Source organism: Polyangium sp. 6x1, from assembly GCF_029946515.1.
Taxonomy (GTDB): domain Bacteria; phylum Myxococcota_A; class Polyangia; order Polyangiales; family Polyangiaceae; genus Polyangium.
On the sequence record NZ_JARZHH010000002.1, the window covers coordinates 497,996 to 513,271 of the forward strand.

Annotated in this window: 17 protein-coding genes; 4 read left to right on the forward strand and 13 right to left on the reverse strand. The window is 70.4% G+C overall.

The window, feature by feature from the left end; genetic code table 11:
- Positions 1–49: 49 nt before the first annotated feature.
- From glyS to QHF85_RS04930, 6 genes are all read right to left on the reverse strand, one after another.
- A complete protein-coding gene (gene glyS / locus QHF85_RS04905) occupies positions 50–2,134 on the reverse strand; it encodes a glycine--tRNA ligase subunit beta (RefSeq protein ID WP_281325871.1) in 2,085 nt (694 codons plus the stop codon).
- 130 nt (positions 2,135–2,264) lie between these two features.
- A complete protein-coding gene (locus QHF85_RS04910) occupies positions 2,265–2,690 on the reverse strand; it encodes a hypothetical protein (RefSeq protein WP_281325872.1) in 426 nt (141 codons plus the stop codon).
- A 46-nt stretch (positions 2,691–2,736) separates the two neighbouring features.
- On the reverse strand, positions 2,737–3,414 hold the full coding sequence (locus tag QHF85_RS04915; protein ID WP_281325873.1) for a hypothetical protein: 678 nt from the start codon (positions 3,412–3,414) through the stop codon (positions 2,737–2,739).
- A 339-nt stretch (positions 3,415–3,753) separates the two neighbouring features.
- Entirely contained in the window at positions 3,754–4,602 is an 849-nt protein-coding gene (locus QHF85_RS04920) for an ankyrin repeat domain-containing protein (RefSeq protein WP_281325874.1), read from the reverse strand.
- A 100-nt stretch (positions 4,603–4,702) separates the two neighbouring features.
- Positions 4,703–5,827, reverse strand: a complete 1,125-nt coding sequence (locus tag QHF85_RS04925; RefSeq protein WP_281325875.1) for a hypothetical protein — start codon at positions 5,825–5,827, stop codon at positions 4,703–4,705.
- A gap of 206 nt (positions 5,828–6,033) precedes the next feature.
- The gene (locus tag QHF85_RS04930) at positions 6,034–7,254 is read right to left on the reverse strand and encodes an oxygenase MpaB family protein (RefSeq protein ID WP_281325876.1); all 1,221 of its coding nucleotides are present in this window, start codon (positions 7,252–7,254) and stop codon (positions 6,034–6,036) included.
- A 35-nt stretch (positions 7,255–7,289) separates the two neighbouring features.
- On the opposite strand from QHF85_RS04930, the gene QHF85_RS04935 reads away from it, so the two are divergent.
- A complete protein-coding gene (locus QHF85_RS04935) occupies positions 7,290–7,997 on the forward strand; it encodes a TetR/AcrR family transcriptional regulator (protein WP_281325877.1) in 708 nt (235 codons plus the stop codon).
- Here QHF85_RS04935 and dapB read toward each other — a convergent pair whose 3' ends face one another.
- Positions 7,998–8,747, reverse strand: a complete 750-nt coding sequence (gene dapB / locus QHF85_RS04940; RefSeq protein WP_348652717.1) for a 4-hydroxy-tetrahydrodipicolinate reductase — start codon at positions 8,745–8,747, stop codon at positions 7,998–8,000.
- A gap of 29 nt (positions 8,748–8,776) precedes the next feature.
- Positions 8,777–9,697 carry a 4-hydroxy-tetrahydrodipicolinate synthase gene (dapA, locus tag QHF85_RS04945; protein ID WP_281325879.1) on the reverse strand — a complete coding sequence of 307 codons (921 nt, stop codon included), beginning with the start codon at positions 9,695–9,697 and terminating at the stop codon, positions 8,777–8,779.
- Positions 9,698–9,964: 267 nt separating this feature from the next.
- Here dapA and QHF85_RS04950 point away from each other — a divergent pair, with 267 nt between their 5' ends.
- From QHF85_RS04950 to QHF85_RS04960, 3 genes are all read left to right on the forward strand, one after another.
- The gene (locus QHF85_RS04950; protein ID WP_281325880.1) at positions 9,965–10,201 is read left to right on the forward strand and encodes a hypothetical protein; all 237 of its coding nucleotides are present in this window, start codon (positions 9,965–9,967) and stop codon (positions 10,199–10,201) included.
- A gap of 121 nt (positions 10,202–10,322) precedes the next feature.
- Positions 10,323–10,934 carry a hypothetical protein gene (locus QHF85_RS04955; protein ID WP_281325881.1) on the forward strand — a complete coding sequence of 204 codons (612 nt, stop codon included), beginning with the start codon at positions 10,323–10,325 and terminating at the stop codon, positions 10,932–10,934.
- 105 nt (positions 10,935–11,039) lie between these two features.
- Positions 11,040–11,831, forward strand: a complete 792-nt coding sequence (locus QHF85_RS04960; RefSeq protein ID WP_281325882.1) for an RMD1 family protein — start codon at positions 11,040–11,042, stop codon at positions 11,829–11,831.
- Here the strand turns inward: QHF85_RS04960 and QHF85_RS04965 are convergent, their stop codons facing one another.
- The 5 genes from QHF85_RS04965 to QHF85_RS04985 are packed head-to-tail and all read right to left on the reverse strand — an operon-like array spanning position 11,832 to position 15,038.
- Entirely contained in the window at positions 11,832–12,299 is a 468-nt protein-coding gene (locus QHF85_RS04965; protein WP_281325883.1) for a hypothetical protein, read from the reverse strand.
- Positions 12,296–12,604 carry a hypothetical protein gene (locus tag QHF85_RS04970; RefSeq protein WP_281325884.1) on the reverse strand — a complete coding sequence of 103 codons (309 nt, stop codon included), beginning with the start codon at positions 12,602–12,604 and terminating at the stop codon, positions 12,296–12,298. The genes QHF85_RS04965 and QHF85_RS04970 overlap by 4 nt, the downstream gene beginning before the upstream one ends.
- The gene (locus QHF85_RS04975; RefSeq protein ID WP_281325885.1) at positions 12,588–13,775 is read right to left on the reverse strand and encodes a radical SAM protein; all 1,188 of its coding nucleotides are present in this window, start codon (positions 13,773–13,775) and stop codon (positions 12,588–12,590) included. The genes QHF85_RS04970 and QHF85_RS04975 overlap by 17 nt, the downstream gene beginning before the upstream one ends.
- The gene (locus tag QHF85_RS04980; protein WP_281325886.1) at positions 13,759–14,028 is read right to left on the reverse strand and encodes a hypothetical protein; all 270 of its coding nucleotides are present in this window, start codon (positions 14,026–14,028) and stop codon (positions 13,759–13,761) included. Before QHF85_RS04980 ends, QHF85_RS04975 begins: the two co-directional genes overlap by 17 nt.
- Positions 14,025–15,038 (reverse strand): hypothetical protein, encoded by a 1,014-nt coding sequence (locus tag QHF85_RS04985; protein WP_281325887.1) that lies wholly within the window; start codon positions 15,036–15,038, stop codon positions 14,025–14,027. Before QHF85_RS04985 ends, QHF85_RS04980 begins: the two co-directional genes overlap by 4 nt.
- Positions 15,039–15,276: the final 238 nt, after the last annotated feature.

Genomic DNA, 15,276 nt, shown 5'->3' on the forward strand with positions numbered 1-15,276 from the left:
TGAGGTGTCGCCTCCCCGGGACCTTAGCAGAGGAAAGGACGGGCTTCCGTCAGGCTTCTTTCCGCTCGCCGAGCAGCTCCAGCCGCGCGAGGGTCGCGCACGTCTCGCTGATGGCCCGCATGAGGCGCAGGCGATTCTCGCGGACGGGGATGTCGTCCGTCATGACGTACACGTCGAGGAAGTAGCGGTGGAGCAGCGGCGCGAAGCTCGCGACCTCGCGCAGCGCGCCCGCATAGTCGCCCGCGCGGCGCAGATCGACGAGCCTGGCCGCGAGCGCGAGGTAGCTGTCGTGGACTGCCTTTTCGCTCGCGTGATCCTCGGCCCGCGGCGGGGTCGGCTCGCCGGCCGGCGCGCCGCTCGCGATGTTCGTGGCGCGCTTGAAGACCTCGCCCACGCGGGCGCGCGTGTCCGCGTCGAGGCCCGCGAGCGCCGTCGCCCGCGCCCGCGCGTCGAGCGGACGATCGGAGGCGACGGGCAGCGCGGCCGCGACCGCGTCGCTCGGCAGCTTCGCTTCGAGCAGGCCGCGCAGGCGCTCGGTGAAGAAGTCGCCGAGTTTGTCCCCGAGCTCGCCCGGCCCGAGGTCGAGCGAGACGCCGCCGTAGCCGTCGTACGCCGCGCGGAACGCGTCCGAGAGGCGCAGGTCGAACCCACGATCGAGCACGGTGCGCAGGATGCCGAGGCACGCGCGCCTGAGGCCGTACGGATCGGCCGCGCCCGTCGGCGTGAGGCCGATGGCGAAGCAGCCGACGATGGTGTCGAGCCGATCGGCGATCGACACGAGCGCGCCCGCGTCCGACGGCGGCGTCGCGTCCTGCGCGCCCTTCGGCTGGTAATGCTCGCGGATCACGTCGGCGACCTCGGGGCTCGTGCCTTGCGCGAGCGCGTACGAGCGCCCCATCTCGCCTTCGAGCTCGGGGAACTCGCCGACCATGAGCGAGACGAGGTCACACTTCGCGATGTGCGCGCCGCTCGCCGCGGCCATGATCGTGGGCTCGGGGAGCTGGAGCAGGAGGCCGAGCTCGCGCGCGAGCCGCTCGACGCGCTCGGCCTTGCCGAGCATCGTGCCGAGCCGCTTCTGGAAGACGATGCCGGCGAGCTTCGTGCGCCGCTCGGTGAGGGGGACCTTGACGTCCTCGCGATAGAAGAAGCGCCCGTCCGAGAGCCGCGCGCGCATGACGTTGTCGTTGCCGCGCCGGATGTTCGCGGGGTTCTCGGCGGTGTTCACGACCGAGAGGTATTTCGGCAGGAGCTTGCCGCCTTGCCCGCGCATGCCGAAGTAGCGCTGGTGGCCTTTGGCGACGGCGAGGATCACGCGCTCGGGCAGCTCGAGGAACTCGTCGCCGAAGCCGCCCACGATCACGTGCGGCTCCTCGACGAGCGAGAGGTTCTCCTCGATGAGGAAGTCGTCCTCGATGAGCGTGCCGCCCGCGGACGCGGCCGCCTGGAGGAGCCGCTCGCGCATCACACGCGCGCGCTCCTCGGGGTCGACGAGGACGTGCGCGTCGCGGAGCGCGCCCACGTACATCGCCGCGGAGCGGATCGTGATCGCGCCGGGCGCGAGGAAGCGGTGGCCGTAGGTGACGCGGCCGCTCTTCGCGCCCGCGACCTCGACGTCGAGCACGTCCTCGCCGAAGAGCGCGATGAGCCAGTGGATCGGCCTTCCGAACGAGAAATCGCCCGCGCCCCAGCGCATCGATTTGCGGAAGGGGATCGAAGTCGCGATCTGCGCGAGGGCCTCGGGCAGGAGCGCGGCGGCGAGCTTGCCGGCTTCGCGCCGCGTGCCGACGAGGTACTCGCCTTTTGGCGTCTCGACGCGGCGGAGATCGGCCACGGAGCCGCCGATCTTCGACGCGAACGCCTCGGCCGCCTTCGTGGGCACGCCGTCCTTGAACGCGGCTTTGACGGGCGGACCCGTGACCTCTTCTTCGAGATCGGGCTGGCGCTCGGCGATGCCGGAGACGAGCAGGGCGAGCCTGCGCGGCGTACCGAGCGCGCGGATCGCGCCGTGCGCGAGGCGCAGATCCGAGAGGCGTTTCTTCAGGAGATCGGGGAGCGCGCGGAGCGCGGCGTCGACGAACGAAGCGGGCAGCTCCTCGCAGCCGATTTCGAGCAGGAGGTCGCGGGTCTGGGACATGGGGCGCGCAAGGTAGCGCAAACGGGCGGCTTGGGGCAGGGAGAGTGTGACGGGCGGATCGGCATGGCGCGGCCCCAGGAGGGTGGGCGTCGCGCGCGTGCGTGGGGCGTACGTCCCTGGCGCGAGGCGGCTACTCCTCCAGCCGCGCGAGTCTTCCCTGCGCTGTGATTTCGCACGTCCCCGTCACGGCGCCCGAGACCGTCACGGTCAGATCGAGCTCCATGCGCAGCGACGTGTCGTTCAGCGTGAGGGTACCGTCGTTGATCGTGGAGCTTCGGGTCGTGCCGTTGACCGTCTCGGCCGGGCAGGTCGTTTGACGCACCCTCGCGACGTCACCGTCCACCTCGGCGACGACGGTCGCGCCACATGCAGCTTCCCACGTCACGGTATCGCCGTCGTCGCGCAAAGTCAGCGTCACGTCCTCCTCCGTCTCCGGGACGGACGAACCATCGGAGCAATCGCCACTCTGCGAGAGCTCTCCGACGTAGGTGCCATTCCAATCCGGAGCGCAGGCGACGAGGCAGAGGACCAAAACCGAGCAACCCAGTTGTTTCATGACGATCACCTTCCGAAACGCTCCCCGCGGCTCCTCGCCACGGATATCAACCCTCGACCGGAGCGCCCTTTTTCTTCCTCGGCTTCGCGAACCGACGGAAATACGACTCCACCCGCGCCGCGTCATTCGGAAATTTTTTCGTCAGGTCCGCGTGCAGCTTGATCCGCTCCTCGACCCAGCGGCGCTTCACGTCCGGGATCGTCTTTTCCTTCAGGAAAGCGAGCTGCTCCTCCACCTTCGTACACGCGGCGTCCGCGACTTCGACGGCCTCCACGGCGCCGAGGAGTCGGGCGAAGTATTCCTCGTGCAGCGGCTTCATGCCGGGCTTGTCCTTGTCCTCGTCGAGGGCCTTGAGGATGTCGCGAACCATCTTGGGCTCGACCTCGCGGGCATCGGCCTCCGTCACGGAGCGCAGGCCTTCGGGGAAATAACGTCGATAACGCGGGGCGTCCCGATTCTTGTCGCAGAGGTCGAAGAGGCGCAGATCGAAGGAGCGGACGATCCGGTCGACGACACGATCGCAGCCGGAGATCACGGCCTCGTGTTCCTGCACCTTCTCTTCCATGTCCTCCTGCTCGCGAGCCTTCGCCTTGAGCTCGACATGGACCGCCGCGAAGCCGGCCTCCATCCCTTGGGTCTCGGCGTCCGCGCGGACGCCGGAGAGGGTAAAGGCACCGCGCGTGCGGTACTGGTCGGTGGGTGTGTCCTCACGCGGGTTGTCCATTCGTGCAGAGTACGCTGGCGCGCTTCTTCGGTGCAAGGCTCCGCACGTCGAGGACGGCGCAGAGGGCGTTCGAAAGCCTCCGCGGCGTGCAGGGACGTACACCGAAGGCGCTTCGTGCGGGCCGCGGCGTGCGGGGAAGGTGCTCGGACGGGTTCGGGGCACGTCCCCGCATCCAGGGACGTGCGCCAAGGAGCGTTCGTGTCGTTCCCCGCATGCGGAGGAAGCGCCCGCGAGGCCTTCGTGCAGGCCGCGGCATGCAGGGGAGCGCGGGGAGGAGGGTCGGGAGCAAGCGTGGCGCGCAGAATGGGGTTTGAGCCACGTATGCGCGTCACGCCCACCTCACGGCAGCGCGACGCCGTGCCGCTGGGCGAGGTCGCGGGGCGTGACGTTGCCCGAGCGCTGGTCGAGGTTCGCTCCGGCGGCCGCGAGCCGTCGGAAGACCTCGACGTGCTCGGGCCGCGGGAAGAGTCCAGCCATCGCGAGGAAGGCGGCCGTCCGCCCCTCGCGATCCGGGCGATCGATGGCCGCGCCACGCTCGATCAAGCGCTCGACCCCGTCGAGGCATCCCGCCTTCGAGGCGATGTGCAGCAGAAAATCGTAGCCGGCGGGCGGCTCCATGTCGGCGCCGAATGCAGCGAGCAGGAGGTCGAGAACGGCGAGTTCTTTTTTTCCTTTTCGCGTGACGAATGCGGCCGTCAAGAAGAAGCAGGTGGCGTGCCCGGGCGGCCGGGCGAGCAGCGCCTTCACGGCTGCCGTGCGGCCGAGCTCGCAAGCGACCTCGAGCGGGGTGACGCACGTGACGGAGTCATCGCGGGTGGCGCTCGGGTCGGCCCCGGCGTCGAGCAGCGCCTTGATGACGGGCGGCGTTGCGTTCGCCGCGGCGAGGTGGAGCGGCGTGCCGCCCGCCGACGCGAGGTTCACGTCGCCGCCCGCGGCCACGAGCGTCCGGACCATCTTTGCGTCGTTCACGAGGTGGAGCCCCGCCAAACGATCGACGCGGGTCTCGTTGGCCGAAAAGCCCCGTGAAAGGAGCAAATCGAGCGACCTGTGGGCCTTCGCCAAAACGGCCATCGGCACGAGCGGCGGGCTGTCTGCGGGGAGGTCGTCGAGGAGCGCGCCGAGGGCGCTCGGATCATCCTGACGAAAGGCGGCGGCGAGGGCCTGGGCGAAGCCGGCGGGCGCGATCATTTTACGTTACCAAATCACCCATGGCCCCGGGTGTCATGATGCATTTGTGCGAACGCTGGTCGCAAAGACATGACGAGGCGCAGCCGCCGTCCTCGGCCGCTCAGAGCAGATTCGCGGCCGCGAGCGAGAACATCGGGCCGTCCGCGCCGGTCGCTCCGCTCTCGCTCTCCAGCCCCTTGACGAAGAGCGTCCCGGTGCCGACCGCCACCGGGTACTTGTAGACGACGCTGTTGTCGCGCGCGTCGAGCAAGAGCGGCGTCACGGTCTCGTTATCGAGGTCGTAGGCGAAGATCCCGAAGTTGCCCTCGTAGACGATCTTGTTCTTGTACTTGCACCACGTCATGTCGTGGCCCGGGTGATGCGCCTCGGTGAACGTCTTGTTCATCGAGTAGGCGGCCTTGATCTTGTCCGTGATGTTCTCGCGGGTGTCCGTGGCCTTGTCGTAGCGGAAGAACTCGCGCTCCTGCGAGTAGACGGCCCCGCCGGGATAGAAGTCGGCGCCGCCGACGCGCACGTCGTTTTGCACCCATTTCGCCTTCGCATCGGTGAGCTCCGCGAGCCAGAGGCGGCCACCTTCGGCGAACATGAGCGTCGTGCCGTCGACGGAGAAATTGGTGAATTCGCCCATCACGTTCGGCGCGATGAGGTCGTCGAGCACGGCCACGTCCGTCGGGCTCGCCTGACCGGGCGCCCACTTTTGAAGCACGAACTTGCCGGCGGCGTCGATCACCGTGACGTAGAGATCGTCGCCCGTCACCGAATAGGCCCACCATTTCTGGCCGAAGGGCGGGGCGGGCAGGACGAACTTGTCGCGCGGCGTCTCGGGCGAACCGGCGGCGTAGGTGTTCGCGCCGTCGAGCTGGTTCATCGATGCGACCATGGTGCTCGACGCGGCGAAATTGATGTTGTCCACCGGATTCGGGTTCGAGACGCCCGTGAGGTAGACCTTGAAGGTGTAATCGGTGCGCTGCTTCTTGCTGTCGTCGAAGCTGCGGAGGAGCGGGTTTCCGCTCCCGACCTCGACCCAGTAGAGCGTGCTCCCCGTGGCGAGGAAGTCCTGTGCCGGCGTCTCGATGAAGACCGTGCGTTTTCCTTCGAGCTCTTCGCGCATGGACTCGAACTGGGCGAGGTCCTCCTCCTGCGTTTGCTCGTGCGCGCCGTCGGCTCCGCAGCCAGCGAGGAAAAAGGTCGTGAGGCAGGCGGCGACCATTCGAACACCGTTCATGAGAGACTCCTTGCGCGTCTTTGCTCCCTCGCGCTGCTCGCCGAACGCGAGCTTCGGCGCCCATTCTCGAAGAACGAACGCAGGCGAGGGGCGGCTCCTTCAGCGCGCCGGGAGAATAGGAAATTCCCCCTCGGCGTCAAGGCGTCTTCCTCTCGTGAGGGACGAACAATGTCCGATGATGTCGCGCCAAACCAGGCGTCGGCCGCCTACGCCTCGCTTCGAGGCGGGTAAGGTCGGTATGCGGGGGGCTTGCCTTCGAGCGCGCGTTCGACGTTGCGCCGGACCCGCGCTCGGCGGATGCGCACGAGGAGCGCTTCGCCTCCAGGGACGAGCCTCAGGGCCTCGGTCGCGAGGTTCCAGGCCGCGCTCCCGAGGACCAGCCATTTCCACGGGTTGTTCGGCAATCCGAGCTCGTCCCCCCACGCGTTGCCGAGGACGAGGCGCGAGAATCCCGCGCGCCATTGCGCGTCGATGTAGACGAGCGGGCGCGGCAGATCCGGCGTCACCGGCACGGCGAGCAGAGCCGCGGCGAGCTTTCGGCTGTCCTCGTCCCCCGGCGGTTGCGTGGCGCCCGACAGATACACGAGCCTGCACGCCTCCTCGAAATCGTGCGGGAGGATGTCGAGGCGGATTCCCATCAGATACCCGACGTAACGCCAGAAGTGCACGAGCGCGTCGGCCTCGCGTCGCGTGACGATGTGCCCCAATGCGCGGAGGCCAATGACGAAGACCGTCGAGAAGAGGAGGTTCGTGGCGAGTAGGTCGGCCTGGTTCACCGGCAGGCCCCAATCCTCCATGCGCCAGCGCGGATCGTCCGCGAGCCGCACGCGGACCATGGCGTGCATGAGGCGGACCATGACCGCGCCGCGAAACCCGGCCGAGTCGCGCGCCAGCGTCCGCGCGTCGTAGAGGTCGAAGACGAATTTCGAGGTCTCGGCGAGCCGACGGTACGCCATCGACTCCAGGGCGCCCGTGAGCGCAATCGGCTTGTTCGCGGCCGACGAGCGATAGCCGCCGGTCAGGCAAACACAGCTCAGCACCCGCTCCCCGCTCATCCCCACGCGATCCGCCGTGCGCGCCGCGAGCTCGAGCTTGGCGTCGTCGACCCAATCCGGCCGAGCGTCGAGCTCGGCGAAGAGGGCGACGAGCGGCGCGGGCGCCTCGGGAATGCTGTCGATGCCATGATCGATGGCGCGCGCGAGCAGCTGATGACCCTCGCCGCGCGGGAGCTCTGCGAAGAGCCGAACCACGTCGTCCGCAAGCGGATCGCCGTCGAGCAGGGGGTCTCGGAAGCGCGCGATGTGCTCCTCGCTCGGCGGCGGGAGCCGGAACGCCCTGCGGAAGAGCGCGAAGCGCATGCTTTCTTTCACGCGAGGGTCCTGAAATCGGGTCGGGACGGCGCGGGCGCCCGCGAGGGCGGTCTTCATGCAGAGTCTCCTCGAGCTCGTGGTTGCTCGGGATCATGATCCGAGCGATCATTCGGATCCGCTCGGATTTCTCGCCACGCATCCGCGGCGCGCTCGACATGTCCCAAAAAGTCTTTGATCCAAGGCCGCGAAAGTGGCCCCGGCAGGGGCGGTCGCGGGCCACCTTCGATGCGCTGCTCGACGCGACCGCTCGGATTCTCGAAGACCGCGGCTACGAGGAGCTGACGACGAACGGGGTCGCGGCGCGCGCCGGCGCGAGCATCGGGACGCTCTACGAGTATTTCCCCGACCGCGAGACGCTGGTCGCCGTCCTCGTCGAACGCGAAGCGCGCCGGGTGCTCGCGGCGCTGGAGGCGAGCATGGCCGGCCTGCATGATCTTCCGCTCGAAGTGGCGATGCGGATCTGGCTCGAGGCGATGTTCGCGGAGCTCGAATCACGCCGGGCCCTCGTGGCCGTGCTGCTGACGGGCGTGCCGTTCCTGGGCCGTCTGCCGATCGCGAAGGAGTTTCCGGCGCGGCTCGTCGCCATTGCCGCCACGGGCGGGAGCCATCGGCGCGAGGAGATCGCGCTCGACGATCTGCCTTCGGCCTTCTTCCTCCTGGCGAACATGCTGCGCGGCGCGTATCTCGCGATGCTGCTCGCGCCGCCGGAGGGCCTGTCCCGCGCGACCCAGCTCGATGACCTGACGGTGTTCGTGATGCGGATGCTCCGCGCGCCGGGCGCCGCCTCCGCGAGGGAATGATCAGCCGAGCACGTCCGCCATCGAATACCGCCCCGCCGGTTTTCCGAAGAGATACCGCGCCGCGCGCAAGGCCCCCCGGGCAAACAGGTCCCGGTTCGTCGCCCGGTGCGTGAGCTCGAGCCGCTCGCCCGGGCCGAGGATGTGCACCGTGTGATCGCCGATCACGTCGCCGCCGCGCACCGCGAAGACGCCGATTTCATCCTCCGCGCGCGGCCCCACGTTGCCCTCGCGCCCGGTCACGGTCCGCAATCCTTTTCGGGCGTCGCGCACCGCGTCCGCGAGCCGCGTCGCCGTCCCGCTCGGCGAATCCACCTTCGCCTTGTGGTGCGTCTCGACAATCTCCACGTCGAATCCAGGGCCGAGCCGGCGCACCGCTTCCGCCACGATCTCGGCGAGCACCTGCACGCCCATGCTCGTGTTCGGGGCCCAGAGCACCGGGACCGACCGCGCCGCCTCGTCGAGCTTCTTTTCGGTGTCCGCGTCGAGCCGCGTCGTTCCGCTCACGACGGCGACATTCTGCCGCCGCGCCACCGTGAGCACGCGGGAGAGCGCCTCGGGGCGCGAAAAGTCGATCACGACGTCCGCGCCGAGGAGCCCCGACGAAACGTCGTCGCCGATCGCCACGCCGAGGGTGCCCGCGCCGGCCACCTCACCGACGTCGCGGCCGAGGTGGCGTGATTGCGGCGACGCAATGGCCCCGACAATCGAGAATCCCTCCTGGGCCGCGAGGCGCACGATGCTTTGCCCCATGCGCCCCGTGGCGCCCGCGATCGCGAGCTTCACGACGCGGAAGCCCCCGCTTTCGGGAAAAACGCATCGAGAGAAGCAAGCGCGTCGGCCACCTTGCGCTGGGTCGCGTCGCTCGCCGGAAGGAGCGGCTGCCGCACCGCGGGCGTCATGCGCCCCATCGCCGCGAGCGCCGCCTTCGCGGGCGCCGGGTTTGGTTCGACGAACATCGCGTTGTGCAGATCGAGGAGCGCGAAATGGCAGGCCTGCGCCCGCGCAAAATCGTTCGCGAGGAGCGCGCGCGTCACCTCGCTGACCTCGCGCGGCCTCACGTTCGAGCTGACGCTGATGACCCCGCTCGCGCCCACGGCGCCGAACGCCAGCGTGAGCGCGTCGTCGCCCGAGAGCACCGTGAGCCGGTCGCCGAGCTTGCGCTTGAGCTCCTGGCAGCGGAGCACGTTGCCCGTCGCGTCCTTCAGCGCGACCACGTTCGGCGCGCGCTCGCAGATCTGCGCCGTCGTCTCCGCCGAGAGATCCACGACGCAGCGGCCCGGGATGTTGTAGAGCACGACGGGGCAGGGGACCGCCCGCGCGATCGAGAGGACGTGCTCGCGCATGCCGTCCTGCGAGGGCTTGTTGTAGTACGGCATCACGACCATCACGGCGTCGGCGCCCGCGGCGAGCGCCGCCTTCGACGCGCTGATCGTCTTCTTCGTGGAGAACGTTCCCGTTCCGGCCACGACGGGCACGCGTCCCTTCGCGACCTCGACGACGCGCTTGATCACGAGGACCTGCTCTTCGTCCGAGAGCGTCGGCGACTCCCCCGTGGTGCCGCAAGGCACGAGGCCCGAGACGCCACCCGCGATCTGCGCCTCGACGAGCGCGTCGAGCGCCGCGAGATCAACGGCGTCGCCATCGGCCGTGAACGGCGTGACGAGCGCTGTGAACGTGCCTGTGAACGTGAGGGCTTGCATCAGCGCGCGACCTTGGATGGCTTCGCGAGGCTCGTCAAGTTTCCGCGGTCCTGGCCGCACGTCGCGGCGAGGACGGACGGAGGAACGCGGAGAAACAAGGACGGGGAAGCAGGGTCGGCGAAGGATCGCGCGTCGGATCGAGCATGCGCAGGTCGAGGGCCCTTTGGCCGTACGAGCCGGCGCGCTGGAACGGAGCCTGCTCCGCGGCGCGGACGCGACCTTGCCAAGCGGGGGACATGGACGCACGTTCCGACCATGCAGTCGCTCATGGACAAAGCTCTGATGGGATACGTCGAGCTCCAGGTGGGCTCGCTCAAGGTCGAGATCCCGATCCGCGCGGCTGGGGAGGCCTCCTCGGCAGAGCCTGCCGCGAAGTTCGAGATGGAGGGCGATTCTTGCGCCATCGTCGTGCGAGGCGACGCGACGTCGAAGCAGGTCGAGCGGGCCATGCAGCGGGCGGCGCGGGAGGCCGTGCGCCAGCTGTCGCGAAAGCTGCTCAACTAACGAGGGGGCACGAGCGTTTCGAATACCATGCTAGGCTCGCGCACCGGATGAGCTAGCTGCCCGGCCCTCCGGCGGACGGGCGCGGGAGAGCATGGCTTTGGGTCGAACGGCACGAAATGGTGTGGGGCGTCTGCCCCACGGTCGGACCAGGATCGGAGCGTGGGCCTCTGCGACGGCGCTCGGGATCGCGGCGCTCACGGGGCAGCCAAGCGAAGCCGCGGCCGAGCCGGTCGTCGGCACGGGGAAGGGGATCGTGGGCGGCGCCTTGCTCGGCGGCGAGATCGTCGCGATCGGGATGGGCGCGTTCGGCGTGAGCAAGGGCTGGCCGTACCTCGTGTTCCCCCCGCTCGCCGCGGTGGGCGGCGGGATCGGCGGCTACTTCATCGAGCAGGCTGCGCCGCCGGCCGAGGTGCCGCTCTACATGCTGGCCGGTGGCATGGCGCTCGTGATCCCGACGATCATCGTCACGCTGAACGCCACGCTCTACAAGGCGCCGGAGAACTACCCGAACGAGCCAGTGCAGAACCAGCCCGCAGGCGAGCCCGCCCTGCCACGGACGAGCAAGCGGCCGGTGCACGTGCCGATGTCGTTCGTGGACATGCACGAAGGGCGGCTCGCGCTCGGCGTGCCCGCGGTGGAGATCCGCCCGGTGTACAGTCAGGAAGAGATGGCGAAGTTCGGGGTCGCGCAGGCGCGCGAGGTGAAAATCCCGGTCTTTCAGGCGAGCTTCTGAGCGTGTCCGGGCGTCCGCGACGTGCCTCGATGGCACGTTGCGCGGGAGCGTCGGGACGGGGACACTGAGGCAGGCGGGCGCGCGCGGCGCGGGCCCGAAACCGCCATGTCCCGCATCTATCCCGTCGAAGGCTACTCGTACGCGTCGCGCTTCAACCTGCGCGAGGTCGAAGCCTGGCTGCCGCCCGATGGCAGCATCCGCTCGACGAAGACGCAGCTCGTCGTGACGCTCGACGGGGACCGGCTCGCCTACCTCTTCGACTTCGGCGCGATCGTGTTCGTCAACGTCCCCGACGCCGAGCGCGAGCGCATCGTCGACACGTTCAACAAGAAGCTCTTGCCGCACGAGCCGCATCCGCCGCTGCGCGAGAGCTTTCTCATCGAGGTGCGTCCCGGCTCGGCCGTCGAGGTCCGCTTCGATCGGGTCGTCGTGCCGGACGTCGACTCGACCACGCTCGACGTCATCGCCACGGTGCTCGCCCAGTCCGTGGCGATCGACTACTACGACGAAGACGTGCAGGCGATCCTGGATCGCGTGGGCGCGGTGGCCGGCGAGGTCGGGCGGCAAGGGCGGCCGCTCGGAAGGACGCGGGACTTCGTGCGGTTCGTGGGCACGGCGATGGCCTCGCAGGTCGAGATCATCACGGCGATCTCGCTCCTCGACAAACCCGACCTCACCTGGGAGAACGAGGCCGCCGATCGGCTGCACGACAAGCTGCGGAGCAACCTCGAGATCCAGGAGCGGCACAAGGCGCTCGAGATCAAGCTGTCGACGATCCGCGAGACGCTCGGGACGCTGATCGAGTTCAGCCAGACGCGCCGCATGCTCTTCCTCGAAGGCTCGATCGTGGTGCTCATCGTGTTCGAGATCCTGCTCAGTTTGTGGAAGCTGAACTGATCAGAACCGGGCACGCGTGGCGACGACGGTGCCGATGACGCACGCGGCGAGCGCGAAGATCGCGGAGGCGACGTAGCCGAGGCGCGAGGCGCGGCGCAAGGCGCGGGAGCTCTCGTCGTGGCCGTCGGGGCCGGCCGCGAAGAGGGCCACGAGCGCGAGGCCAGCAAAGACGAGCGCGCCGAAGGAGAGGTGCAACTTGCGCTCGAAGAGCCAGCCGAGCGCACGCGAGGCGAGGAAGAGGCGCTGGCGGAGGTGGACGCGGTACGGGAGATCGAGCCAGGCGCCCGTCGCGAAGGCGGCCGTGACGAGGGTGGTCGTCGCCAGGGCCGCGAGGTGGATCCCGCGCGAGAGGCGCGCGTCCTTGCGGAGGCGTACGAGGATGACGGCGAGCGCGACGAGGGCGACGGCCGAGATCCAGGCGAGGACGCCATGAACGAGCGCGACGCGGCGGAGGAGCTCGGGCGTCACGGGACGAGTGCTCCTTGAAGGGCAAGCGCGATCGCGGCGGCGAAGGCGACGCGACCGAGCCAGACGGCGGCGGCCTCGAACGATCGTGAGGCGAGCGCGTGGCCGCCGAAGATCGCCGCGCCGCCGGCATACGCCGCGATGAGCCCGCGCCACACGAAGCGGCTTCGATCCGACCAGATGACGATCGCCGGGTCGGGCTCGGGGAACCACAGGGACTCGATCAGCCGGAGCGCGACGTAGGCGAGCGTCGCCCCCGCGAAGCCGAACGCGAGCGCCACGAAGAGGCGTCTACGCGTCGCCGACACGCGCGTGCTCCTCTGCCCGCTCCCGCGCGTGGTGGGCGCGGACGCGCGGGCACTCGGGATCCGGGCCGAGCGCGCCGCCGAGGTGCGTCGCGACGACGCGGCATCCGCCCCGACACACCGAGCGGATCGGGCAGGAACGGCAGGGCTCGGCGTCGTGCGGCGCGCGCCAGGCCTCGAGCGTCGTGTCCGTCGCCCAGGCCGCGCCGGCGCCGCCTTTCCACGCGTCCTCGGCCCGCGCGCCCGCGGCCGGCGCGAAGCTACACGGCGCGAGCGCTCCGTCGATCCGTACGGCCGCGAGGTAACGCCCCGCCTCGCAGCCGAGCACGCCGAACCGCGCGAGCGCCGCCGCGTCGCGCACGTGGTTCGAGAGGAGCGGTACGAGCGAGCAGTCGACGCGGATCGAGAGGTTCGTCGCGGCGAAGAGCGCTTCGAGCGTGGACCCGAGCGCGTCCACCTGCGCGGGCGAGAGCCGCGTCGCCAGGTACGAGACGTCCGCCGCGCGCCCGGCGGGTTTGTAGCGAAGAAGCTGAAGCTCACGCGCGCCGAGCGACGCCGCCTGCTGCGCCGTCTCGGCCAGCGCGTCGAACGTCTTTCGCGTGAGCACCACGTTGATCCCGAACGGCACGCCCGCCTCCGCGAGCAGCCGCATCGCCCGCTCCGCGACGCGCGCGCCGTCCCAGCCGCGCACCTCGCCGTAGGCCGCGCCCTCGCCGTCGTAGCTCACGTTCACCTGCGCGAAGCTCGCGAGCTCCTCCGCCCGCTCGCCCGTCATGCCGATGCCGCTCGTGGTGAGCACGGGGACGAGCCCGAGGCGCCGCGCCGCGCGGCCGAGCTCGCCGAGGTCGGGCCGGGCGAGCGGCTCGCCGCCCCCGAACGCCACCGTGAACACGCCGGCCTCCGCGAGCGCCGCGAGCCGCGCCGTGATCACCTCGAACGGCGGGCTCTCGCCGTCGGGCCGCGCGTCGAGGTAGCACCCCTTGCACCCGGCCCCGCACCGCGACGTCACGGCCACGTGGGCTTCGAGCGGCCTCGCCCGGCGTGTCGTCTCCGCGTCTTGCCAGAGCGCGCCGCCCGCGAGCCCGAGCCGCTCGGCCGCGCCGCGACCGATCGCCACGAGCGTGCCGTCGTCGAGCCGCACCCACGCGCCGAACGGTTCAACGCGCGCCCGCATCACCACCCTCGTCGCGTGTACCGTCGCGTTCGCGCCCCTTTTCTTTGCCCTTCTCCGCGCCGGTCCCGAACGCCGCCGCGACCCCCGCCATCACCACGCCCGCGGCCACGGCCGAGAGGAACAAGAGATCGAGCGCGCTCCCCACCGACGAGCAGTTCGCCCCCGGGCCCCTGCGCAGAACGAGGATCTCGTCCGCCTCGATCGGCCCCGGCCCGATCTCCACCGCGCCTTCCGGATCGCGTTCGTCCTTCACAGCCCAAAACTCTCCAGGTAGCCCGCGTCCGCGCCCTCGAGCGACAGGAACGCCGCCGCGAGCACGCCGATCATGCACACGACCGCTCGACCGACCCGCGCGGCCGCGCGCCCGTCGCGCGACCCGAGCCGCCACGCCCGCGCCACGATGTCCACGCCGAGCACGCCGAACCCGAGCCACAAAAACGGCCGCACGTCGCCCTCGCCGTGATGTCGCACGAGGATCGACGCCGCGCCCCCGAGGTAGAGCGCGAAGGCCACGGACGAAGGTCGGATCACGGCGCGCACGATCGCCTCGGGATCAGCGCCCGGCTTCCGGAAGAGCCGCGCGATCGACAGCGCCCCGACGAGCCCGAGCGCGCCGAGCACGCCCGCCGCGACCCGCGCGAGGAAGGCGCGACGCACGAGCCGCCCGATCTCGGCGTACAGGCTCGGGACGAGCTCCGGAGCCTGCGACACCGCGCGGTAGGCCGCCGCGAGATCGCCCCGCTCGCGCTCGAGCGCCACGATCTCGTTCATCGCGAGCGCGCGCGTGAGCTTGTCGGCCGAGGGATCCGCGATCACCTCGCCGAGCGCGGTTGCGGCCCGGCTCGGATCGCCGAAGCGATGCCAGAACGCCTCGGCCACGATGAGCCGCGCCTCGGCGCGCACGCGGCCGGGCGGGAAGGTCGCGGCGTCGCGCTCGAGCGCCTCGATCGTGGCTTGGTCGGGCGCCGGGGCTCGGCGCACGGCTTCGAGGCGGGCGAGGGGCGCGAAGTCGCCCTCGGCGTGGGCGCGGAGGTCTGCGGCGCGCGCGCGGGCCGTCTTGGCGAAGGGCGCGGAGGGATCGATCGACAGGACCGACTCGTACCCCGCGAGCGCCTCACCGAACCTGAGCTCGGTGGCCGCTCGTTCGGCTTGCTCGTACGTGGCCCTGGCCTTCGCGCGCGGGTCCGGCGCGGCCGGCTCGGCGGAGGCCACGGAGGCGAGCCCGAGCACGAAGGCGAGCACCCCCGCGTGGCGCGTCATCACGACGCGCAGCCTAGCGCGGTTCGTGCTTCTGGAAAAACGCATCGGCCTCCGAACGCACGAGGCGTCCGGAGGCCGACGAGCCGATCAGGTCGGGTTTTTCTGGCGAATCAGGGCACGCCGCCCGCGCCGCCCGTGCCCGCGCTCGCGGAGGTCATCGCGCCACCCGCGCCGCCGGAGCCCATCATGCCACCCGCGCCGCCGGTGCCCGCGCCGCCCGCGCCGCCGGTGCCCGCGCCGC